The 22,313-nt window shown below is 45.2% G+C and carries 24 protein-coding genes; 8 read left to right on the forward strand and 16 right to left on the reverse strand.

The window, feature by feature from the left end; all coding sequences use genetic code 11:
* Positions 1-31: 31 nt before the first annotated feature.
* The 9 genes from HQQ92_RS15835 to HQQ92_RS15875 all read right to left on the reverse strand — a co-directional run bounded on the left by HQQ92_RS15835 (position 32) and on the right by HQQ92_RS15875 (position 8,295).
* Entirely contained in the window at positions 32-802 is a 771-nt protein-coding gene (locus HQQ92_RS15835; RefSeq protein ID WP_006080287.1) for an ABC transporter permease, read from the reverse strand.
* Positions 799-1,737 carry an ABC transporter ATP-binding protein gene (locus HQQ92_RS15840; protein ID WP_173246673.1) on the reverse strand — a complete coding sequence of 313 codons (939 nt, stop codon included), beginning with the start codon at positions 1,735-1,737 and terminating at the stop codon, positions 799-801. The genes HQQ92_RS15835 and HQQ92_RS15840 overlap by 4 nt, the downstream gene beginning before the upstream one ends.
* Before the next feature lie 203 nt (positions 1,738-1,940).
* Positions 1,941-2,471, reverse strand: coding sequence for a hypoxanthine phosphoribosyltransferase (hpt, locus tag HQQ92_RS15845; protein ID WP_028761726.1), 531 nt, complete (start codon positions 2,469-2,471; stop codon positions 1,941-1,943).
* A gap of 7 nt (positions 2,472-2,478) precedes the next feature.
* The gene (locus HQQ92_RS15850) at positions 2,479-3,138 is read right to left on the reverse strand and encodes a flavin prenyltransferase UbiX (RefSeq protein WP_173246676.1); all 660 of its coding nucleotides are present in this window, start codon (positions 3,136-3,138) and stop codon (positions 2,479-2,481) included.
* A 1-nt stretch (position 3,139) separates the two neighbouring features.
* Positions 3,140-4,534 carry a UDP-N-acetylmuramate:L-alanyl-gamma-D-glutamyl-meso-diaminopimelate ligase gene (gene mpl / locus HQQ92_RS15855; protein ID WP_173246679.1) on the reverse strand — a complete coding sequence of 465 codons (1,395 nt, stop codon included), beginning with the start codon at positions 4,532-4,534 and terminating at the stop codon, positions 3,140-3,142.
* A gap of 198 nt (positions 4,535-4,732) precedes the next feature.
* A complete protein-coding gene (locus HQQ92_RS15860) occupies positions 4,733-5,356 on the reverse strand; it encodes a hypothetical protein (RefSeq protein ID WP_006080282.1) in 624 nt (207 codons plus the stop codon).
* A gap of 169 nt (positions 5,357-5,525) precedes the next feature.
* Complete coding sequence (locus HQQ92_RS15865; protein WP_131523721.1) at positions 5,526-6,392, reverse strand: sterol desaturase family protein; 867 nt, start codon at positions 6,390-6,392, stop codon at positions 5,526-5,528.
* A 131-nt stretch (positions 6,393-6,523) separates the two neighbouring features.
* Entirely contained in the window at positions 6,524-7,555 is a 1,032-nt protein-coding gene (locus tag HQQ92_RS15870; RefSeq protein ID WP_173246682.1) for a DUF2804 domain-containing protein, read from the reverse strand.
* A 215-nt stretch (positions 7,556-7,770) separates the two neighbouring features.
* Positions 7,771-8,295 carry a porin family protein gene (locus tag HQQ92_RS15875; RefSeq protein WP_372833719.1) on the reverse strand — a complete coding sequence of 175 codons (525 nt, stop codon included), beginning with the start codon at positions 8,293-8,295 and terminating at the stop codon, positions 7,771-7,773.
* Between the two features lie 227 nt (positions 8,296-8,522).
* Between HQQ92_RS15875 and HQQ92_RS15880 the strand changes: the two genes are divergently transcribed.
* From HQQ92_RS15880 to HQQ92_RS15895, 4 genes are all read left to right on the forward strand, one after another.
* A complete protein-coding gene (locus HQQ92_RS15880; protein ID WP_105250136.1) occupies positions 8,523-9,089 on the forward strand; it encodes a YajG family lipoprotein in 567 nt (188 codons plus the stop codon).
* 29 nt (positions 9,090-9,118) lie between these two features.
* The gene (locus HQQ92_RS15885) at positions 9,119-9,703 is read left to right on the forward strand and encodes a peptidylprolyl isomerase (protein WP_028761870.1); all 585 of its coding nucleotides are present in this window, start codon (positions 9,119-9,121) and stop codon (positions 9,701-9,703) included.
* 73 nt (positions 9,704-9,776) lie between these two features.
* The gene (locus HQQ92_RS15890) at positions 9,777-10,097 is read left to right on the forward strand and encodes a hypothetical protein (RefSeq protein ID WP_028761869.1); all 321 of its coding nucleotides are present in this window, start codon (positions 9,777-9,779) and stop codon (positions 10,095-10,097) included.
* A 284-nt stretch (positions 10,098-10,381) separates the two neighbouring features.
* Entirely contained in the window at positions 10,382-11,797 is a 1,416-nt protein-coding gene (locus HQQ92_RS15895) for an MFS transporter (protein WP_105250137.1), read from the forward strand.
* Positions 11,798-11,918: 121 nt separating this feature from the next.
* On the opposite strand, the gene HQQ92_RS15900 is transcribed toward HQQ92_RS15895, so the two are convergent.
* On the reverse strand, positions 11,919-12,404 hold the full coding sequence (locus HQQ92_RS15900) for a YajQ family cyclic di-GMP-binding protein (protein WP_006080274.1): 486 nt from the start codon (positions 12,402-12,404) through the stop codon (positions 11,919-11,921).
* Positions 12,405-12,559: 155 nt separating this feature from the next.
* Here HQQ92_RS15900 and HQQ92_RS15905 point away from each other — a divergent pair, with 155 nt between their 5' ends.
* The 4 genes from HQQ92_RS15905 (at position 12,560) to HQQ92_RS15920 (ending at position 15,928) form a co-directional block, all read left to right on the forward strand.
* Positions 12,560-12,922: a VanZ family protein gene (locus HQQ92_RS15905; RefSeq protein ID WP_173246685.1), complete on the forward strand. Its 363-nt coding sequence runs from the start codon at positions 12,560-12,562 to the stop codon at positions 12,920-12,922.
* A gap of 50 nt (positions 12,923-12,972) precedes the next feature.
* Positions 12,973-13,929 carry a ketopantoate reductase family protein gene (locus HQQ92_RS15910; RefSeq protein WP_105250139.1) on the forward strand — a complete coding sequence of 319 codons (957 nt, stop codon included), beginning with the start codon at positions 12,973-12,975 and terminating at the stop codon, positions 13,927-13,929.
* Between the two features lie 350 nt (positions 13,930-14,279).
* Positions 14,280-14,618, forward strand: a complete 339-nt coding sequence (locus HQQ92_RS15915; protein ID WP_105250140.1) for a P-II family nitrogen regulator — start codon at positions 14,280-14,282, stop codon at positions 14,616-14,618.
* Entirely contained in the window at positions 14,615-15,928 is a 1,314-nt protein-coding gene (locus tag HQQ92_RS15920) for an ammonium transporter (RefSeq protein ID WP_173246688.1), read from the forward strand. The genes HQQ92_RS15915 and HQQ92_RS15920 overlap by 4 nt, the downstream gene beginning before the upstream one ends.
* Positions 15,929-16,017: 89 nt before the next feature.
* Here the strand turns inward: HQQ92_RS15920 and HQQ92_RS15925 are convergent, their stop codons facing one another.
* From HQQ92_RS15925 to HQQ92_RS15950, 6 genes are all read right to left on the reverse strand, one after another.
* Positions 16,018-17,538 carry an EAL domain-containing protein gene (locus HQQ92_RS15925; RefSeq protein WP_173246690.1) on the reverse strand — a complete coding sequence of 507 codons (1,521 nt, stop codon included), beginning with the start codon at positions 17,536-17,538 and terminating at the stop codon, positions 16,018-16,020.
* Between the two features lie 160 nt (positions 17,539-17,698).
* The gene (locus HQQ92_RS15930) at positions 17,699-18,571 is read right to left on the reverse strand and encodes a DMT family transporter (protein ID WP_105250143.1); all 873 of its coding nucleotides are present in this window, start codon (positions 18,569-18,571) and stop codon (positions 17,699-17,701) included.
* A 188-nt stretch (positions 18,572-18,759) separates the two neighbouring features.
* On the reverse strand, positions 18,760-19,608 hold the full coding sequence (gene kdsA / locus HQQ92_RS15935; protein WP_113939761.1) for a 3-deoxy-8-phosphooctulonate synthase: 849 nt from the start codon (positions 19,606-19,608) through the stop codon (positions 18,760-18,762).
* Positions 19,609-19,666: 58 nt separating this feature from the next.
* The gene (locus HQQ92_RS15940) at positions 19,667-20,914 is read right to left on the reverse strand and encodes a DUF819 domain-containing protein (protein WP_105250145.1); all 1,248 of its coding nucleotides are present in this window, start codon (positions 20,912-20,914) and stop codon (positions 19,667-19,669) included.
* Between the two features lie 156 nt (positions 20,915-21,070).
* Complete coding sequence (locus HQQ92_RS15945) at positions 21,071-21,859, reverse strand: SirB1 family protein (protein ID WP_105250146.1); 789 nt, start codon at positions 21,857-21,859, stop codon at positions 21,071-21,073.
* Complete coding sequence (locus HQQ92_RS15950; protein ID WP_006080263.1) at positions 21,859-22,254, reverse strand: SirB2 family protein; 396 nt, start codon at positions 22,252-22,254, stop codon at positions 21,859-21,861. Before HQQ92_RS15950 ends, HQQ92_RS15945 begins: the two co-directional genes overlap by 1 nt.
* Positions 22,255-22,313 lie beyond the last annotated feature (59 nt).

The raw sequence follows: 22,313 nt of genomic DNA on the forward strand, positions 1-22,313 counted from the left end.
TCTTTTTCTATTACGCTCTAAAGAAATATGTCTAGGAACGTAGGCCTATTCCGCGCGAGACTAAGTAATACGCTAAGGTCCAAAGTGCGACACAGAAACCGATCATAATGGCGATGGATAATGGCACGCTGATATCGGCAAAGCCTAAAAAGCCGTAGCGGAACACGTTGATCATATAGACCACAGGATTGAGTGCCGACACGCCTTGCCAAAATGGGGGCAAGAGTGACAGGGAGTAAAATACGCCGCCAAGGTAAGTTAATGGGGTAAGCACAAAGGTGGGGATGATACTGATGTCGTCGAAACTTTTAGCAAAAACAGCGTTAATTAAGCCACCCAATGAGAATAGCACTGAGGTTAAAAATACCGTCATCACCACTAAACCTGCGTGATGTAAGCTAATGTCGACAAAGAACATGGCCACTAATGTCACTATCAGGCCAACACATAAACCGCGCGCCACGCCGCCGCCTACGTAGCCAGCAATCAGCACATAATGGGGCACAGGAGCCACCATCAGCTCTTCTAAATTACGTTGAAACTTGGCACTGTAAAATGAGCTAGCAACATTCGAGTAAGAGTTAGTGATCACCGACATCATGATCAAACCAGGGGCGATAAACTCCATATAAGATACGCCGCCCATTTCTCCAATCCGGCTGCCGACTAAGTTACCAAAAATCAAAAAATACAAGGTCATGGTAATCGCTGGCGGGACTAAGGTCTGGATCCAAATTCGCGTAAAACGATTGATCTCTTTACTTAAAATACTTTTAAAGGCAATAAAGTAGAGCTGATTCATGCTGAGGCTCCCTGAGTTTTCTTCACGAGTTCGACGAAGAGTTCTTCTAACCGATTAGACTTGTTACGCATCGATAGCACTTCAATATTAGCTGCGCTCAATTGGCTAAAGACATCGTTAAGATTATGCTCTTTCGCTACATCCACCTCTAAGGTATGAGAGTCGGTTAAGCGACAAGCCATGCCATCGAGCACGGGAACCATTTCAGTATCGCGACGAAGATCGAGAATAAAAGTCTCCATATTCAGCTTACTCAGCAACGCCTTCATGCTAGTGCATTCCACTAAAATACCTTTATCGATAATGCCGATATTACGGCAAAGCATTTCCGCTTCTTCAAGGTAATGAGTGGTCAGGATGATCGTCACACCCTGCTGGTTTATTTGTTTGAGAAACTCCCACATAGAGCGGCGCAGTTCAATATCCACACCTGCGGTAGGTTCATCTAAAATCAATAATTTAGGTTCGTGCATCAGGGCGCGGGCGATCATTAACCGTCGCTTCATGCCGCCAGATAATTCCCGCGAAGGGCTATTGCGCTTTTCCCACAGATCCAGTTGGCTTAAGTATTTTTTGGCACGCTCAAGGGCGATAGGTTTTGGCACACCATAGTAACCCGCTTGATTCACCACAATTTGCAGCACGGTTTCGAACTGGTTGAAGTTAAACTCTTGTGGTACTAAACCAATGCAGAGCTTGGCGTGTTCTAGCTGCTTATCAATATCATAATCAAAGACTTTGACCGTACCTGAACTCTTCTGCACTAAGGAGCTAATAATACCAATCGTGGTGGATTTACCCGCACCATTGGGGCCGAGCAAGGCAAAGAAATCCCCTTGATTGACGGTAAGGCTGATGCCTTTGACCGCTTCTACGCCGCCTTTATAGGTTTTTTTAAGCCCTTCGAGTACCAGAGCATGGGTAATATTCGCCATATTTGTACCGATCCTTACACATTAGAAAGTAATAAGATGGTGCTAAAAAACACAATTACAATGATGGGTTGCAGAACTAAAGCAAAAAATTAGCTAATTGATTGAAAAGAAAAAATTTAATGATTCAATCATTAATGCTTTTTATATTGCCGCAAAAAGCAAAACTCCCGCCTGTTGCGGGAGTTTTAAACTGTATCGGACACTTAATCGAGTGGTACGACTTTGGCGATATAAGGTAGATTGCGATACTGCTCAGCATAATCAATACCATAACCTACGATAAACTCATCAGGGATAGTAAAACCGATAAAATCGACCTTCACATCCACTTCACGACGCTCAGGTTTATCCAACAGGGTGCACAGTGCAAGACTCTTAGGCTCCCGCAGTAACAACATCTCGCGCACTTTGCTTAAGGTGTTACCTGAGTCAATCAAGTCTTCCACGATCAATACATCGCGACCGGCGATATCTGATTGCACATCTTTCAGCACTTTCACATCCCGTGAGCTGGTCATAGTATTGCCATAACTGGAAACCGACATAAAATCGATTTCAACATGGCCTTTGATGCGGCGACATAGGTCAGCCATAAAGACCACTGAGCCTTTTAACAAGCCTACCATCAGCAGACGTTCACTGTGGGCATAATGGGCATTGATTAGCTCGGCCATTTGATCCAATTTCTGGCTTATCTCTTCAGCAGAGATCATCACTTCGGTGGTGTGTTTCATATAAGTCTCAATTGTCGAGGTCGCGGTTAGACTGTTTGTCATAACCCCAGCGACTCGTTAATGCATGGTCAACGCCCAAATGATCGAGAATTCGAGCGACCATGAAGTCTACCAGATCTTCTACCGATTTGGGATTGTGATAAAAGCCGGGTGCAGCGGGCATAATGGTCGCGCCGAGGCGAGAAAGGCTTAACATATGCTCTAAGTGTATGGCACTAAAAGGAGTTTCCCTAAGTACTAGGATAAGTTGGCCGCGCTCTTTAATCACCACATCGGCGGCGCGTTCGAGTAAATTATTACTCATTCCGGTAGCAACTGCCGCTAACGTCCCCGTAGAGCAAGGACAAATCACCATTTGTTTAGGTGCAGCGCTACCCGATGCAGGCGGTGAAAACCACTCATCTTTGCCTAATACCACTAACTCGCCAGCAATAATCACGCCTTTTTCGTGCAGCAAAGCCAACAGCTGGGCATGGGCTTTGTCACTGTTGGCGCTTAACTGTAAGCCGTGTTCCGTCGCCAATACCACTCGAGCTGCACTGGAGATCATCAAAAACACTTGATATCCCGATACCAACAGACACTCGAGTAACTTAAGCCCATAGGGAGCACCAGAGGCGCCCGTCCAAGCTAAGCTAATCGCCTTAGTCGACTTTGCGTAGGCCATCTTAGCTAACCTGCTCTACAGTTGAAGCCTGTTCTAATGCGGCCAGCAGCTTCTTATGTAACCCACCAAAACCACCGTTACTCATCACCACTATGGTGTCGCCTGCTTTGGCGGTTGCTGCGACTTTCGCGACCACATCATCAATTTGATGTAACACAGTCACAGGGATCACCGCCGCTTCCATGGCTTCTTTCATATTCCAGTCGATGGTATCAGCTTGATATAAAAAGGCTTCGTCGGCTTGCATCATAGAAAAAGCTAAAGTGTCTTTATGGACACCGCTCTTCATGGTATTTGAGCGCGGCTCGAGTACCACAGTAATTTTGCTCTGCCCAACCTTAGCCCGCATACCTTTTAACGTGGTCGCAATGGCCGTCGGATGGTGGGCAAAATCGTCATATACGCTCACACCGTTAACGGTTCCGAGTAATTCGAGTCGACGCTTAGGTGGCATAAACTTAGCTAAAGCTTCAATTGCAGCACTCGGCTTAACGCCAACGTGACGCGCGGCAGCAATGGCCATCATGGCGTTTTCAATATTGTGCTGACCAATCAAATCCCATTCGAGAATACCTTGAGACTCGCCATCAAAAAACACTTCAAAGCGATGGCAATCATCACTTAACGCTTTGCCATACCAACCGCTGGTCGATTCGGCTAAATGGTAGGTTTCTTGCTCACTCCAACACCCCATATCAATCGTTTGCTTAACGGCATGGGAATCGGCGGGCCAAATGATCTTGCCTTCACCAGGAACGGTGCGAATTAAGTGGTTAAACTGTTTTTGAATCGCAGCCAGATCAGCAAAAATATCGGCATGATCGAACTCAAGATTGTTGATCACTAAGGTACGCGGATGATAATGCACGAATTTCGAACGTTTATCGAAGAAGGCACTGTCGTATTCGTCGGCCTCAACGACAAAGAAAGCGGTCTTGCCTAAACGTGCCGACACACCAAAGTTTTGCGGTACGCCACCGATTAAGAACCCAGGCTCATAACCACAATCATCTAAAATCCAGGCTAACATGCTAGAAGTCGAGGTTTTACCGTGAGTGCCAGACACTGCCAGCACCCAACGCTCAGGCAAAATATGATCGGCTAAAAACTGCGGGCCAGAGGTATAAGGGATGCCAATGTTCAACACGGCTTCCACACAAGGATTACCCCGGCTCATGGCATTACCAATGACAACTAAGTCAGGATAGTGCCCTGCTTCACCCAGCTGGCTAGGATCAAAACCTTGAATAAGCTCAATGCCTTGGTCCTCTAGTTGCGTGCTCATTGGAGGATAGACATTGGCATCCGAGCCCGTCACTCTGTGCCCTTTGGCCCTAGCCAATAACGCTAGACCACCCATGAAGGTTCCACAAATTCCTAAAATATGTACGTGCATACCGCTCGCTCTGATGTGTTGAATTCACCGCCATTCTAATCCATCGGGAGACAGATTGGCAGGTAACAATCGGTGAAAAGCACTGCAATCACAAATGACAGTTTTTAAATCCGTGGATTTCACATTCAAGTTGCAGAACTGAGATTTTTAGATAACAGGTCAACTAACACAAGGCCGAAAACTGTCGCAATGGAGGTCCTAACGTAAGTCACGGTAGAGCTGAGCGTGCTGGCTACGGTGGCGACTAAATAAGAATTGACGTAACGCTTCACGCTCTTCGGTTTCGGCCTGAAACTTAACGAAAGCCAGACCTTTCTCGCTACGAATAGGCTCGATATCGACGCGCATAGTCTCGCCATTGGGCAATTGTAATTGCAAGTCTTTACTGCCTAACAATTGTTTAAATTGCTGCTGTGATTTAGCACGAATGGCCATGCCAGAACTAGATAGCGAGGCAACAGACCATTGCTCACCTTGATCGTGGTCGAATATCCACACATCATCGGCTTGAGTTAACCGCCAACTGCGCTCCACTCCCGAGGCATCTAGCACTTCAGGTACACCTAAAGTGGGTTGAAACTGACCAAAGTCATCCACTTTCATCAGTAGCGGAAACCAGAGTTTATAGGGTCCGACTTCGGCCAATAGAGTGAGTTTTGCCTTACCGAGAATCGAGGCGATAACTTGCGGTACTTCAGTTGTGACTGTGAGCACGTGATTGACTAGGGGATCGTTAGTCAAGGCTGTGCCCACACGAGTCGGCGAAAAAAGTTCGCTAAAACAAGCAAGCTCCTCCGCGGATAATCGAGGTTCATCCATCATGATAAGTCCTCCCGAGTTAAACTCCTTACCCCAAAAAGTACCACCAAAGTATGGGATTGTACATTTTTACACCAAAACAGTGGCAAAAAACGGAATATATGCTAGCAAGGCTAAATTCAAGACTCTATTAGCCATTTGCGCTATTTAACTTGGAAAATGCAGTGGATTGTTATTCCTCGCTTTTTAAACTGCTGGAAGGTGGAGCAAACAAGATACGCAGTCGTTGTTTAACACTCAAGCCTGTCGCTGTGACCTCTGCAAACATGTCTCGCCATTCACTAAAAGTCACTTTAAAGGGATTAAAACTATTCACTGGCTTAGTGATGCCGTAAATCACAGTCTCTACCTCGGGCTCAAAAGTGCCAAACAGCTTGTCCCAAATAATCAGCACACCCGCATAGTTTTTATCTATATATTGGGGATTACGACCGTGGTGCACCCTGTGATGTGATGGAGTATTGAAGACCCATTCCAGCGGTCCGAGTGATTTAATCGCTTGGGTATGCACAAAAAATTGCAATCCCAGATTGAGTAATACCACAAACACCACCCAGTTTGGATCGAAACCTATGACCACCAGCGGTAACCAAAATACCCACATGCCTGCAAAGGGATACATTAAACTCTGACGAAACGCAGTGCTAAAATTCATATTCTCAGAGCTATGATGCACCACGTGAGCCGCCCACATCCAGCGGACTCTGTGGCTCGCCCTGTGGAACCAGTAATAACAAAAGTCCTGCGCGACCATCAAGGCAATAAAGCTCAATGGGCCCATTTCAATATCGAATAACTTCCAACCAAAAATCGCCAAATACAGCTTAGCGATCAGCAAACCAGTGAGCAGATCGGCACCTTGGTGCATGGCCGCGAGGCTGAAATTACACAGCACTTCTTGGCCGCGATAACGTGCACTTAACGGTAGCTTTTGTCTTTTATCGCCAAAGTACCATTCCAGCAAAATACACACGAAAAACAAAGGTGCAAGCACCAGCAGTAACAATTCTGGGTGCTGGATCAGCGAGGCGATATCCATATAAGATCATCCTGTTCTATTTTTATTTTATGATTATTTTTATTGTTACTTTTATAAAAACTCTGACTACATTCTATAAACCGCATTCAACGCCACAACGCAGGCAGCTGCGATCCGTTAGTCGCCGTTAGCTACCAGCGAGCATAGTGATCTTCGGCGAGTCCCAGAACATTATTTAACTGGTAACTGTGCCCTTGATTATCGGTAATCGTGCCACTGAAATGACCGATGAATTGGCGGAAATTACTCTTAAGCAAGAGCAAATTACGCTTTTCACTGCGACAATTGCGCGCCGCAAACTGCAAATCCACTTGGCCATTTTGACTGTAGACTCGCCAAACCTCGGCGCCGAGCGTGGCATGGCGATCAAACTCAAATTGCACTGGCCCGAGTAAATGACGCTCGCCATTAATCCAAAAGACATTTTCAGTAGCCCCAGTTTCATTAACACCCGCCGCTAAATTAAGCCCCATAATGCCCTCATGGATCCGCGCGTTAATTGACGCCCAGCGCCAACTGGTATCACGGCGCATGTAACCCGCTGAAAAGTCATAGCCTGCTAAAGCTTGATTCAGCGGCTGCGGCTCATGACCCACAGTCAAACTACCTTTAACGGTCAAACCATTATGCTTTTGTGTGTAAGTCCAGCCGTTGTATCCAGTAGGACTACACATAGCCATAGGCAAACTTAAGGGGGCTGAGTGTAAAGTCACATCGGCTTGAATATTTTTAGTTTCAATCACTAACCGCCAACCGCCCTCTACAATCTCAAAGCTTAACTGCGCCCCTTTACGGCCAATACTACTTCGGCCCTCGGCTGGCGATGGTGTCATCTGATAGCCAAACCTCAAAGGTTTTAACCAATCAAGCTGGGTGAGTGTGTTGGTTTTTATGTCGTATAAATAACAAAAAGCACTGCCGACGTAGGCAATATCGGCAAGCGCGATGCCTAGGACATAACGCGGCGTGACCAAAGAGACAAACTGAAATTGTTTATAATCGAAATGCTTAGCCCACGCTGAAGCAGGTTTATCCATAGTATCGAAATAGGCAAAGTCCGCTAAACCTAAGGTTTTGACTATGCCATCGAAATGACCGAAATGGGGTAACCCCTTCGGATTGATCAGGTTATCTGGGGCGATTTGCGTTGCTATCGTTAACATGACTAAGCCTTACAAAAAGGACGCGGGAGCATCTATGCTCTCTCATTCTAAACATCGAATTTTTACTCTAACCTGTCCCCCATTGCATTAAAAGAGTGCAAGGACAAAATGTTGTCATTTTGTTGCCAGCCAGTATTCGGTTTAATGTTTTAAATTCCTTGTTTGTAAAACGATTAAAGCGCCTAAAGGCGCTTTAATCGTTGGATAAGGAAAGATTAGAATCGGTAGCTAATACCAAAGTTGATCCCCTGTAATTCAAGCTCTTTCATCGGGATATATTGGTATTCCAAATTCAAACCGAATCCTGACTTAAATCGATATTGCCAGCCTGCAGCGCCATAAAAACCGACATCATCCGAGTCCATATCTTGTTTATCTATCTCATAGCTGACTTGAGTGTAAGCAGCGCCTAATTTGGCATACAGGCTGTTACCACGAGACAAAGCATACTCACCGTAAGCGGCGGTTCTAACACCTTGGTAACGTAAATCTTTTATCTCACTGATGACGCTAACAAGCGCACTCGCCACCCCACCTGAACCCGCTAAATAACCCGCCTCAAACCCAAAATGCTCGTTGAGCATATAGCGGTAATATAAGTCGCTGGTTAAGGTGTCACCCGCATCATATTTACCGTTCTTAGTTTCAAATTCTTGGGTACCGTAACCTAAACTACCACCCAGTATATGGGCAGAATCGCCCGCGAGCGCATTGGAGCTCATCATGCCTGACGCCAGCATCAGGCCAACAAATAACGAAGTGAATGATATTTTTTCCATATTTAACCTGCCTTCCATGCCTTGTAACTATGCGAATAAATGATGTGAATGCACAGAAAACACGGATGTGAATAATGAGCACAAGATATTAGCAATAAAAGCTGTACCTCAACTGAATCACGCTGTTCTGTGGCATCAAAAGTGATTTCTGGTATGCTGTAGCCACTTTTACTTGTACGAGAGATCCCATGAAACGGCTATTACTGACCTTGACTTTCCCCCTGCTCTTCGCGGGCTGTGCCAGCCAAAATCCGACTCATATGGCTTTCAGCCCTCAAGTGCCCAATATCAGCCAACAAACGGCGCAACTTGTACCTATCGCTCTTGAAACGGTAGATACACGCACAGTCGATTATGTTGCTCGTTTTATTGAAGAAGGGACAAAAACACGTTTAGTTGGCCCGAGCGAACCGCCTAAACTGTTACTTGATGAAGTATTCCGCGCAGGTTTTGCTCAAGCAGGCTACCAAATCGACCCAAGCGCAACTAATTCAGTGCAAATTCAATTAGAAGAATTGCAAATGGATATCACTAAAAAGACCTTTGGCTATGAGGCAAAACACAGTGTGTTAATCGCAGTTCAAGCCAAAAACTCCACCCAAGAGCTGGTTAAACGCTATAAAGCCAAAGGCACTTTAAAAGGTCCTTTAACGCCCGATTTTGCAACCTTAGAACTGGATATGAACAAATTGCTCGGCCAACTTACCGGCGAGATTCTAAACGATCCTGAGCTTAATCAGTTTCTACAAAAATAACAGCGTCAGTTTATTATAAGGAAATCAATATGCTCCGTTGGATATCAGCCCTCTTACTCATCTTTATGAGTCATCATAGCCTCGCACTCGACATTCAGGCCGATACCTTGTATCCCAGAGTCGAATTTGATACTAGCTTAGGCAAAATCGTGGTCGAGCTAGATAGAACTCGTGCACCAATCACTGTCGATAACTTTTTAACTCATGTCGTTAAAGGCGAATACGACAACACAATATTTCACCGCGTGATCAGTGACTTTGTGGTGCAAGGCGGCGGACTCACCCCCAAGTATGAAGAGCTGCCTGAGGGTAAGCCGATAGTCAACGAATCAGGAAATGGCCTAACAAATAGCATGGGCACGATCGCCATGGCACGTGAAAACGAGCCGCACTCAGCCACTCGTCAGTTCTACTTTAACGTAGCCGACAACACTAAGCTCGATCCCTCTAAACGTCGTTGGGGTTATGCCGTATTTGGTGAAGTGATTGAAGGTAAAACTGTCCTCGAAGCTATGGCTGTCGTTGAGACAGGAACTAACACTAAGCTCAATTGGCCCGATGTTCCTGTTACCCCTATCATATTGAAAAAAGCCAAGTTATTACCAAAACAGTAATCAAAATATAATTTCGAGCAAAAGCGCTAATTTTGCATCTATACTGTGATAGTAAACAGAAAGGAGGCAAACGATGACGGCAACTGAGTTCATCGATAATAAAGCGCCCCAACTCGCCTTCTATGGAAAAGCGTTTTTGAGTGAAGAACTCGACTTCCATGAAGTGCAACTTTACTTATGGGACACGTTAGAAGAATGGCAGCAACTGAATTCGACTGGCGAAGCGCAAACTGAAACTGAAAAAGTGTTTTGGCACTTGCTCCACAGCTTTAACAGGTGGCCTGACTGTGTGATCCGCGGTAATCAATATCTGCGTAAGCAAGTAAATGATTGCTGTGACTATCTTAGTTTAGGCGGCCGAGTGCCGCAGGGATGCATCGGGATAAGACCTTAAGTTCAGCATTCCTATCGATAAAAAATGGCCCTGTAATAGGGCCTTTTTTATTTCGTAAACCAATTCCTCGTGTGTACATTATTACGCTCTCCTTACTATCAAGATCTATGCTAGCGATAAAGATAAGCGGTAAACTTTTAGCTACAAGCAGTTAACTCTCGAGCCATATTCAACCATCTTATAGTGCTAAACGGGACTCCAAAGTAAAAGGAATACCATTAGCCCTTGAATCCTATGGCACCTTACCCGTAAGCTAAGCGGATTAAACACTTAGACTCATGCCTATGTCCGCAACAGGTTTTATTCAACGTACACTCGATGCCCTCAGTGTCTATTATCACAAGCGGGTTTTGATCCTGTTATTACTGGGTTTTTCTGCTGGTCTACCATTAATGCTAGTATTTTCAACGTTATCCTTTTGGTTGCGTGAAGCTGGTGTTGATCGCACTTCAATCGGTTATTTCAGCTGGATAGCCTTAGCCTATGCGTTTAAATGGGCTTGGTCACCCTTAGTCGATCGGCTTTCATTGCCGCTGCTAACTCGATTTCTAGGCCGCCGCCGTAGCTGGATGCTGTTCGCTCAGTTGTTATTGGTTGGTGCCATCTTAGGCATGTCTTTTAGTGACCCTCTCAAAGATCTCGAGCGCTTGGCACTGTTCGCGTTAATGGTCGCCTTTGCCTCAGCCACCCAAGATATTGTTATTGATGCCTTTCGGATTGAATCAGCCCCAGAAAAGATGCAAGCCGCACTAGCAGCGGCCTATCAAGTGGGTTATCGCAGCGCCATGATTATCGCCACCGCAGGCGCGCTAACCATAGCGGCTTGGGTTGAACCCGGTAACACGGCATACAACTTAGTGGCATGGCAAACTTCTTACCTGATTATGGCGGGCTTGATGTCTGTTGGGATTTTGACCACGCTTTTTAGCCGCGAACCCGAAGTCGATACCCGCGCCGCCGATGCCACTGAATTAGCGCTAAAACAACGCTTAAGTGCCCGTTATCCTAGAATTATCGCAGCGGGCATATCTTGGGTATATACGGCCAGTATTTTACCCTTTATCGACTTTTTCAAACGCTATGGCCGCAGCGCTATCCTCATCTTATTACTGATTTCTTGCTACCGGATCTCGGATATTGTGATGGGGATTATGGCGAACGTCTTTTATGTGGACATGGGATTCACTAAGGAAGAAATTGCCTATTTAAGTAAAATCTATGGCCTGATCATGACCTTAGTCGGCGCAGCCTTTGGCGGCGTTCTGTTAGCTCGCTTCGGAACTATGAAAATCCTTTTCCTCGGTGCCTTACTGGTTGCCGTAACCAATCTGCTATTCGCGTGGCAGGCAGTGATTGGCTACAACGTGCCCTTTTTAACCTTTGCTATTTCAGTGGATAACTTCAGCGCTGGGATAGCCACGGCGGCATTTATTGCCTATCTCTCGAGTCTCACTAGCAACGGCTACAGTGCAACGCAATATGCCTTACTGTCTTCGATTATGTTGCTTTTCCCTAAATTTATCGCGGGCTTCTCGGGCGCTTATGTCGACGCATTTGGTTATGTGAACTTCTTTGTCGCCGCCAGTGTTATTGGCTTTCCGGTGTTGTTTTTGGTTGTCTTAGTCAACAAGTATGCGCCGCATCCAAGCACATCATTAATGGATGATTCGTCAAAAAGTGCACCAACAAAATCGGATTAAGGTCTCATAGCACTTATGCCATCAATATAAAAAAGCCCTCACACCTTAGTGTGAGGGCTTTTACATTTAAAGACGAAATGGCAAACGCGATACTGCATCACGTTAAACCAATTCTGCTCGATTAATCTTTAAAGTTATCAAATTGGAAAGGCTGGCCTAACTCAGACTCACGTGCCAACGCCATGACAGCTTGTAAATCGTCACGTTTTTTACCTGTAACTCGTACTTTCTCGCCCTGAATAGACGCTTGCACTTTAAGTTTGCTGTCTTTAATTAGCTTGACCAGTTTTTTAGCAATTAAGGTTTCTATACCTTCTTTAAACTTCACTTTTAGGGAGAAGGTTTTACCGCTGTGGATGGCTTTCTCATCGACTTCCATCGAAGACGGATCCACATTACGTTTGCTCAGTTGCATACGTAAAATGTCCACTAATTGTTGGCATTGGAAGTCATCTTCAGCGGTTAACGTGACCACATGGTCCTTATATTCCACGTCAGCCGTTTTACCGCGAAAATCGAAACGTGTCGCCAGCTCACGCTTAGTATTATCAACCGCATTACGCAGTTCAACTTCATTCACTTCTGACACAATATCCATTGAAGGCATAGTTTTTATGTCCCATATCAAATTAATATGCAGCTAGTTTACCCACACACAGGCCTAAGTTGAAGGTAAAGCCTAGAATAAAAGCGTAATCATGGGTGACTTTAGCCACACATTTTCCTATCATTGCCCCACTCTAAGCTAATACAAACATATTTGTGATAACTAAAAATACCCTATTTAAGCTGGCTTTAGCCGTAGCCTTTGTCGTGATCAGTTATCTGGTATTTTCCAGACCAACCTATTCGCAAAGTATTCCGAATATCGACAAGGTAGGCCATCTTGGGAGCTTTTTTTGCCTCTCCTATCTCGCCTATCTTGCTTTCAAACCTAAGTGGTATTGGTTATCTCTCACACTGGCAAGCTACGCCATTTTAATTGAGTTAGTGCAATCACGTTTGCCCTACCGTAGCGCTTCTGTGGGTGATGTTATTGCCGACTTTTCGGGTATTGCACTGTTTTACTTTTGCAATTGGGCCTATGGCAAATACTTCCGCGCAGCGCAATTACGAGAAGATTAACTCAGGCGCTTCAAACTGGTACTGATAACAGATACCTTAAGGCTACAGATATGACTCATGCTGTGAACATAAATCGCGTGGTGGATATTGCGATTTTAGGTGCTGGTGCCGTTGGACAGCTTATTTGCCACCAACTGACGACAGCGGGCATGGGTGTTGGTCTTATCGGCCGCGATTCAATTGCATCTATACAGCAGACACTTAGCGTCACTCCATTAGCGCCGGCCAATGATAATCAACAGAAAACACAAGCACTCCAGTATTCTGTGCCTATCTTAGCGGCCAATGCGCTCGATAATATCCGCCTCGTGATTGTCTGCGTCAAAGCCTATCAAGTGCTCGATGCACTTTTGCCCTTACTCAACCAACTGCCCAGACAATGCCACATTTTGTTGTTACACAATGGAATGGGACCTCATTTAGCCCTAGCGCCGCTAATTGATGCGCAAGCTGATGGCAGAGGGCTAAGCCTAGGGACAACTTCCCAAGGGGTGTTACGTCAAGCCCGTTGGCAAATTAGGCAAACTGGACAAGGGCTAACTCAATTTGGGCATTTTGCAGGTACAGAGCTCACTGAGCATTATCGCAATGCTTTACTGGCGGCTATCCCAAACAGTGAATGGGTGGATGCCATTGTGCCTTGTCTATGGCAGAAACTCGCCGTTAATGCCGCGATTAATCCACTTACAGCACTATATCAATGTCCTAATGGCACACTCGCCGAGCCAGGTTTTAGTGACATGATTAAAGGCATTCTCGACGAGTTAGTCACGGTTGCCACACTCGAGGGCGTGCCTCTCGATAAACAATTGTTACACGACAGGGTCTATCAGGTGATCCGCCTCACTGCGGGGAATTCCTCATCGATGCACCAAGATATTGCACACCAAAGACGAACTGAGATAGACCAAATTAATGGTTATATCTGTGAGCGTGCACAAGCGCACGGTTTAAGTGCGCCAGTTAATGCTGACCTCTGGGCGCGCATCAAACAGCTAGAAGCTTAAGCAAGAAAACTCACATAACAAAACTAAATATAACAGTATGTTTAATTTAAATAATTTTTAATTTTTTGCTGAATCCTCACTTTTTATTTACCACATTAAAACGCGAATTACCCTAGCGCCATACTCACTCGGCTTTTGCTGCACTCATGCTAGTCAAGCAAATTTACCTTGCACCAACAATACGCACCAAATCAGGGCAGATTAACTTTGCTTTGCACTGTTTTGCACCAAAATTTTAAGCTATTTCGGTGCGTCTTAATGTTAACGCAATGATAATAAATGCTTTATCTATATGGCCTAATTCCTGCTTTATTCCAATAAATTGAGTCTGCAGCTTGTTGGAGAGAAAATTGAAACTGGTCACCGCAATCATTAAACCATTCAAATTAGACGATGTACGTGAAGCTTTAACCCAGCTCAGCGTCCATGGCATGACAGTCACTGAAGTACGCGGTTTTGGCCGCCAAAAGGGCCATACGGAATTGTATCGTGGTGCTGAATATGCAGTGGACTTTTTACCTAAGATTAAACTCGAAGTTGCCATTCATTCCGATCAAGAAGATGCCGTTATTGATGCCATTATTGCTGCAGCCCATACGGGCAAAGTGGGTGATGGCAAAATCTTTGTGACTTCGTTAGAACAAGTGGTGCGCATTCGCACTTCGGAAGAAGGAGTTGATGCCCTATGATGCTAGTGAGCTTCAGACTCAGTATTAAATACCTATTGATATTATTCAGTATATTGGCGACGAATGCCGTCGCCGATGATGGTCAATTTAGCGCTGCAAATACGGCGTGGATCTTAAGCTCATCCGCATTAGTGTTATTGATGACCCTGCCAGGATTAGCGTTGTTTTACGGCGGTTTAGTTCGCAGTAAAAACGTGCTTTCAATATTGATGCAATGCTTCTCTATTGCCGCCCTAGTGTCAGTTTTATGGTTCGGGCTAGGTTATTCACTCGCATTCGACACAGGTAACAGTTTCATCGGTGGCTTAGACAAAGCACTACTGTCAGGTATTGGTCGCGATAGTCTTAGCGGGGATATTCCCGAGCCGCTGTTTATGCTATTTCAAATGACCTTTGCCATCATAACGCCAGCCTTAATCATCGGTGGTTTTGCCGAGCGAATGAAGTTTTCAGCTGTGCTTATCTTTTCAGGTGCTTGGTTATTACTGGTTTATGCGCCGATCACCCACTGGGTTTGGGGCGGTGGCTGGTTAGCACAGCTAGGACTGTATGATTTCGCGGGCGGAACCGTGGTGCATATCACCGCAGGGGTTGCTGCGCTCGTGGCCGCTAAAGTGCTAGGTCCACGCAAAGGATTTTTAAACTCGGCGATTATGCCGCACAACCTGACGATGACTGTCACAGGTGCGGGCATGCTGTGGGTGGGTTGGTTCGGTTTTAACGGTGGCAGTGCGCTCGGCGCTAATGGCACCGCAGCCATGGCGATTCTAGCCACTCATCTCGCCGCTTCTATGGGCGCGATGACATGGGCGGCAATTGAGTGGATTAAGTTTGGTAAACCCAGCGCCCTTGGCATAGTCACAGGCGTGGTAGCAGGCTTAGGCACTATCACTCCCGCCTCTGGTTATGTTGGCCCAGCAGGCGCCTTAGTCATAGGTTTACTCGGTGGAATCGTGTGTTTTTACTCAACGGTTTATATCAAACAGAAACTTAAAATCGATGACTCCTTAGACGTTTTCCCCGTGCACGGTGTCGGCGGTATTCTTGGTACTCTTTTGGCAGGAGTCTTTAGCTCGACCCAATTAGGCGTTTTTAGCGGCTACGGTTTTGCGACTATGAACAACACTATGATAGACCAACTTGGGGTACAGATTATCGGGGTTGCAGCGACATTCACTTATACTGCGGTGGTCACTTGGTTGCTGTTTGTGATCATCCGTAAGCTACTTGGCGGCCTTCGCGTCAGCACAGAACAAGAAGTTAACGGCTTAGATTTATCGGAACACGAAGAAACGGGTTATAGCCTTTAATCAGAACCTCGAGCCAGAACCTTTAGTTAAGACAGTTCAATAGCCATAAGGGCACCAAGGCGCCCTGATGGCTGACTTACATCATGATGCTACTTTTTGAAATGTTCGACTAACCATAACTTTAAATCCGCCAGCTTCATCGGCTTAGCAAAGAGATAACCTTGTAAAAAATGGACTTGGCGACTGGTCAAATAGTCCGCCTGCTCCTGGGTTTCAACCCCTTCAGCCACCACCACATAATTCATCTTGTGGGAGAGCTCGATAATGGTATCGAGCACGTGGGAAGTCACAGAGTCCTGCCCTATGGTATCGATGAAGCATTTGTCGATTTTCAAGTAATCCAATGGCATGGTTTGTAACAAAGATAAGGTTGTTTGCCCAGTACCAAAGTCATCGATAGCCACTAAAATCCCCAACTGGCGTAAGCTTTCAATGCGCTGGCAAATATCCGGCGTTAATAATTGCCGTTCGGTGATTTCGATTAAAGGCTTAACGCCAATACGATCCAAAGAATCCCGCAGATGAATAAATTTCGACTCGATATCATCTTGGGTAAAATGCTCTGGCGCCACGTTGAACGCGACTCTAAAGCCCGATTCAACCTTCATATTAGCAAAATCTTTTAATGCCTTTTCGAAGATATAATTGGTCAATGGAACAATCAGCTTGCTCTCTTCGGCGATAGGAATAAACAAATCAGGCCGCACTAAGCCCATTTGTGGGTGCTGCCAACGCACTAATGCCTCGACTCCTTTGGCCTTGCCGTCCTCAGCACAGATCACAGGTTGATAAACCAAAAAGAACTCTTCGTTCTCTATCCCGCTACGAATATCATCAGCAAGGGAGTGACGAGATAACCGTGAATAGAGCACAAACAAGATAGAACCCGTAATCAAAATAATGCTAAAGGGTAATGAGATGGCAAAAAATATCCAAAAAAAATGCCTAAAAAAAGCAGGTGACATTTCTAGTAACACCGAAAAACGATGATCCTCAGAATCTAAAGTCATTACCTCATTTTTGATAAACTCGAGTGATTCAGGAATCGTTTTACCATTGATGGATAAAGCGACATTGATAACTGCGCTAGGAAACACATCGGGCTGTACAAAGGAATCTAATAAATATTGTCCTTCAATAATGACAGCAGCGCCGTGTTTAGATTTAGGGTCCCATTTAGATGACACTATCGCGGGCACCTCAGGCATAAAAGGCGTGCCCGTAATAATAAACTGGTTAGATATTTCAAGATTTTCGGTAGCACTAACAATGCTCAGGGGAGTATCAATATCACCGGTTTTAGAAGAGCAATAAACATGTTGTGAATCATATATTAAAGCCGAGCGAAAGTAGGGTTGGAACAACATATAGTTGTATAACTCTTGACACTCAGAATCCTTCAATGCCAATGCATAATGGCTGATTTCATTAGCATGGGACACCAAAGTATCAATATGACTCACATAAATAGCCCCCACACCTTTGACTTTATCTTCAACAAAATACTGTGCAGAGAGATAACTTGCGACAGCAGCAATTCCAATTGGAAACAATATGACTGCCAGCCATTGCCATAATGGCAGATTTAATTTTGCTAACTTTTTTCGCATATATCCTTAACTCGCACTGCGCTCGGTTAAAAATGGTATCAAAATCTATGGAGCAAGACGTGTGTATATTTGTATCTCAGCGAATGTTTGCTTGATATAAACACACTGAATCGAGTTCTATTTTAGTCTAAAAAACCAGCATACCTTCTATTAATTTAGTCTATTCCCACATCACCAAAATGGCGGCGATAGCGATTAAGACTAACCCTAGCATATCTTTTATCTTTACTTTTTCCTTCAGCCAAAAGGTGGCAATCAAGATCATAAAGAAAACTTCAACTTGACCTAAGGTTTTAACATAGGGCACAGCCTGCAACGACATAGCACTAAACCAACCGATAGAACCTAAACAACTGGCGATGCTTGTCAGTAAAGTCAACTTAGGTCGTTGCCATAATGCTATCAGCGTAAATTTATCCTTAAGCAACAAATAACTGACTAACAGCAAAGTTTGTAGGCCTATCACAAATAGCAACACCCAAGCTGCGCTATGGGGGAAACCAATATTCAAACATAAACTCGCTTCTCGTACCCAAAGCGATGTCAGCGCAAACGAAGTACCACAGGCTAAACCAATCAATACCGTATTGAGCGACAGACTTCGCAGGCCTTGTTTGGCACTCATGAGAAAAATTGCCACACCACCCAACAACACTCCCGACCAACCTAAAAGGGATAAATGCGTCCCAAAAAACACTGTGCCTAAGATCGCCGCGACCACAGCTTCACTCTTGGCTAGCCCAGCACCAACGGCAAAGTTCTGTTGCTTGAACAGTTTCACCATCAAGCCCGTCGCGAGAATTTGCATCGCCGATGCTCCGAGAATAAAACCGATAAAACGGTCGCTAAAATCGGGGATTCCGACATCCTGCCAAAGATATAAGCTCGCCAAATACACGGCGGCAATCGGCCCAGCCCAAATAAAACGCGCTAAGGTCACGCCCGCAACACTCACTTCTTTACTCAGCTGGCTTTGAAACGCATTACGCCAAGCCTGCATAAATGCCGCCAGCAAAGTGAGTAAGATCCACATAAAGGTATTCCGTAAAGAATCTGGTCGGCTATAAAAACAAGATTGTTAGGCAAAGCCCATCATAAAACATTAATGTTTCAGATAGCTACGGGGCTATACCAATCACATTCCTCGACTGAAAAACAAAAGCCCCGAACGAGTCGAGGCTTTGGGATTAAGTCACTAATTCATTAAGTCTTAGCTTGCGATTACTTACTGGTATCGATTGGCTCGAAGGATTTCACCAAATCGTCGATCGCTTTCATTTGCTTCAGATAATTTTCTAACTGATGTAAAGGCAGCGCACATGGGCCATCACACTTAGCGTTATCAGGATCGGGGTGCGCCTCAATGAATAGACCCGCTAAACCCAGCGCCATACCACTGCGCGCTAACTCGGTCGCCTGTGCACGACGTCCACCCGCTGAATCTGCACGACCACCAGGGCGCTGCAGCGCATGAGTCGCATCAAAAATCACTGGGTAGCCAGATTGCTTCATCTCATCCATGCCCAACATATCAACGACTAAGTTGTTATATCCAAAGCTTGAACCACGTTCACACAAGATGATCTCGTCATTACCCGCTTCGTTAAACTTAGTGATGATATGGCGCATTTCATGTGGTGCTAAAAACTGTGGCTTTTTCACATTGATAATAGCGCCAGTTTTTGCCATCGCGACAACCAAATCTGTCTGGCGAGCTAGAAATGCAGGTAACTGAATAATATCAACTACTTCTGCCACTGGCACACACTGATGCACTTCATGCACATCGGTGATCAAAGGTAAATTAAAGGTCTTTTTAATCTCTTCAAAAATCTTTAAGCCTTCCTCCATACCTGGACCGCGGTAAGAGTTGATCGAAGAACGATTCGCCTTATCAAAAGACGCCTTAAATATATAAGGGATCCCCAGCTTTTGAGTCACTTCGGCGTAGGTTTCAGCAATCGACATAGCGAGATCGCGAGACTCAAGCACGTTCATGCCACCAAACAACACGAAAGGTTTATCGTTGGCAATCTCGATTGAACCTAGGTTTATGATTTTATTACTCATCGCAACTTCTCTCTAAAATGCTGGAACCTTTCCCAGCGGTGAATAGGAGCTAAGGCGGTTATACCGCAACTAACTGTAAAATTTGACCACAAATCCATGCCATATAGGTTCCTAACGCATAACCTAATACGGCTAACAGTACGCCCACGGGTGCTAAAGCGGGGTGAAATGCCGCCGCAACTACAGGGGCTGACGCAGCGCCACCCACATTCGCTTGGCTGCCTACGGCCATATAAAATAACGGGGCTTTAATCAGCTTAGCCACCAGTAACATAAAGCTTGCGTGAACGATCATCCACACAATACCAATTAAAAAGTACAATGGCGTATCGAGCACCTTACTCACATCCATATGTAGACCAATGGTCGCAACTAAGATGTAAAGGAAGGCTGAAGCCACTTTTGATGCCCCCGCCGCCTCTAAATGACGCACTGGGCTGAATGACATCGCCAAACCAATCGTTGTGACTATCACCACTAGCCAGAAAAATTTAGAGGTTAAACTGTAATCTGCGGTCCAAGGATAGTTCACTTCAAAAAATGGCCCCAGAAAATCAGCGGCGATATGAGCAATACCTGTGATACCAAAGCCTACAGCGACAATCAGCATAAGATCGCGCAGATTAGGAATGCGTGCATTTTCAGCGTGATACTTTTCAACTTTATCTTTTAACGCTTCAATAGCAGAAGTATCTGCACCGGTTTTAGCATCGATCTCTTTCGCTTTTGAGGCAAGAAACAGCAGCACTGCCATCCAAATATTGGCGACTATCACATCGACTGTCACCATCACAGAGAAAATATTACCGCCCACGTCATAAATCTCTTTCATTGCAGCTTGGTTTGCGCCCCCACCAATCCAGCTCCCCGCTAAGGTCGTCATACCACGCCATACCGCATCGGGGCCATCGACCCCAATTAAAGAAGGTTCAATAACCGACACCAGCAACAAGGCGATAGGGCCGCCGATAACGATACCGACAGTGCCGGTTAAAAACATGATCAAAGCTTTCGGCCCTAAACTTAAAATAGCTTTTAAATCAACGCTTAAAATCAATAATACTAAACAAGCTGGCAGCAAATAACGGGATGCTACAAAATACAGTTGTGAGGTATTACCATCGATTACCCCAAAGGTATTCAATAACGATGGCAAGAAATAGCACAATAAAAGTGCGGGAATAAAACGATAAAACTTCTGCCAAAAAGGATGACTACTGCTACTGGTATAAAATACAAAACCTAGAATTGTCGCGAGTATTCCTAACGCCGTGGCATCGTTCGTCACTAAAGCCGTGCTTGTCATGCTAATTTCTCCCTGTTGATACAGTTATTATTTTTATTAGAGACTTAACTTTTAAGTCCCTGGGTCAAACTTCCATCTGCCCAGTGTTATTATTTTTGCGGATTGAATTCGTTAATAAAAGTTGAATAAATAAGAAGAGCCCCGAAAGGCTCTGCTTTAGTGATAAACCTCGGCGTGTTCGTTTAATTCTTTGAGCTGCATCTTCACTATCTCGATCACGGGATCGTGAGGACTATTATCAACAAAATGCTGCAGATCGGCGGCGGCCACATTAATACAACCCAACTGCTGTGCAATAAACGCCCGCTCACGATTCAAATGCACATCGTCAACATGCCATTGCAACAGCAGGCTGCAACACTCCATCGCTGCCTCAAATTGATGCGACACAATGCAACCCGCCTTAAGCTCATGCAGCATACGCGTCAGCAGTTTTTTCACCGTTGCAGGCTTTAAGTAACTAGCCTTAAGCTCAGCAGCATTACCTAACTCGCCGCGCACTAACACGTGCAACTGGTGACGGGTGAGTTCCTTGCCCGTTAAAGGATCCAAATAACTCACTTCACCGCCAATCTTACAACGCAGCACCGTATTGCCAGGTAGCAATATGGGTTCGAGTTCAAGATCTAACTGCTTCGCCAGCAACATCAATACCGTCGCCAGCGTTGTACTATTACCTTGGCGACTAATTAAGCAAGTACCTAAATCTGCCGCCTCTGTACTGAAGTAGTTCTCACGAACACAAAAACCTAAATCCTCGTAAAACCAATGCAACAGCGCATTAAAACGCTGTTGTTGATCAACCAAGTAATGACTTAATACAGCTCCCGCCATTTCAAACCAAGCCCATTTAGCGGCTTCAAGTTTAGAAAATCCAAGGTGCGCACCTACATCCAATGCCGACTCGGGCAATGAAATGCCATCTTGCAGAGTGTAGTTACCCATTAACCCAATAATACCGCTTGTTTAAAATGAGCCAATTTAGCAGCATAAACCAACCAACCTATCGCGCCTAAGTAAGCAAACACTTTGAACAATTTGTTTCTATTCGCTTTTATGGCAATGGCGCCTAGGACAATGTAAGCAACTACAGCACCGATTTTTTCGGTCATCCAAGGATCCACAAAAGGAAATTGCTGGATCATAAAACACAAAGTTAAGCCCGACAGCAGTAGGAAAGTGTCGATAACATGGGGCGCTATCTTGAGCAGTTTCTTCTCCATCAGAGCCGATTGGCGAAGATGCAGGACAAAGCGAACGGTAAGCAGTAACACGCTCAACGCGATAAAGGTAAAATGCAGATGTTTAACCGCAGGATATAGACTGTAAAAAGTTTCCATTACGATACTTATGGCCAGTGACAAAGGCGCTAGTTTACCCTAATCCTTGGCGGCATACC

It is taken from the genome of Shewanella sp. DC2-4 (genome assembly GCF_013248875.1).
GTDB classification, from domain to species: Bacteria; Pseudomonadota; Gammaproteobacteria; order Enterobacterales; family Shewanellaceae; genus Shewanella; species Shewanella oncorhynchi.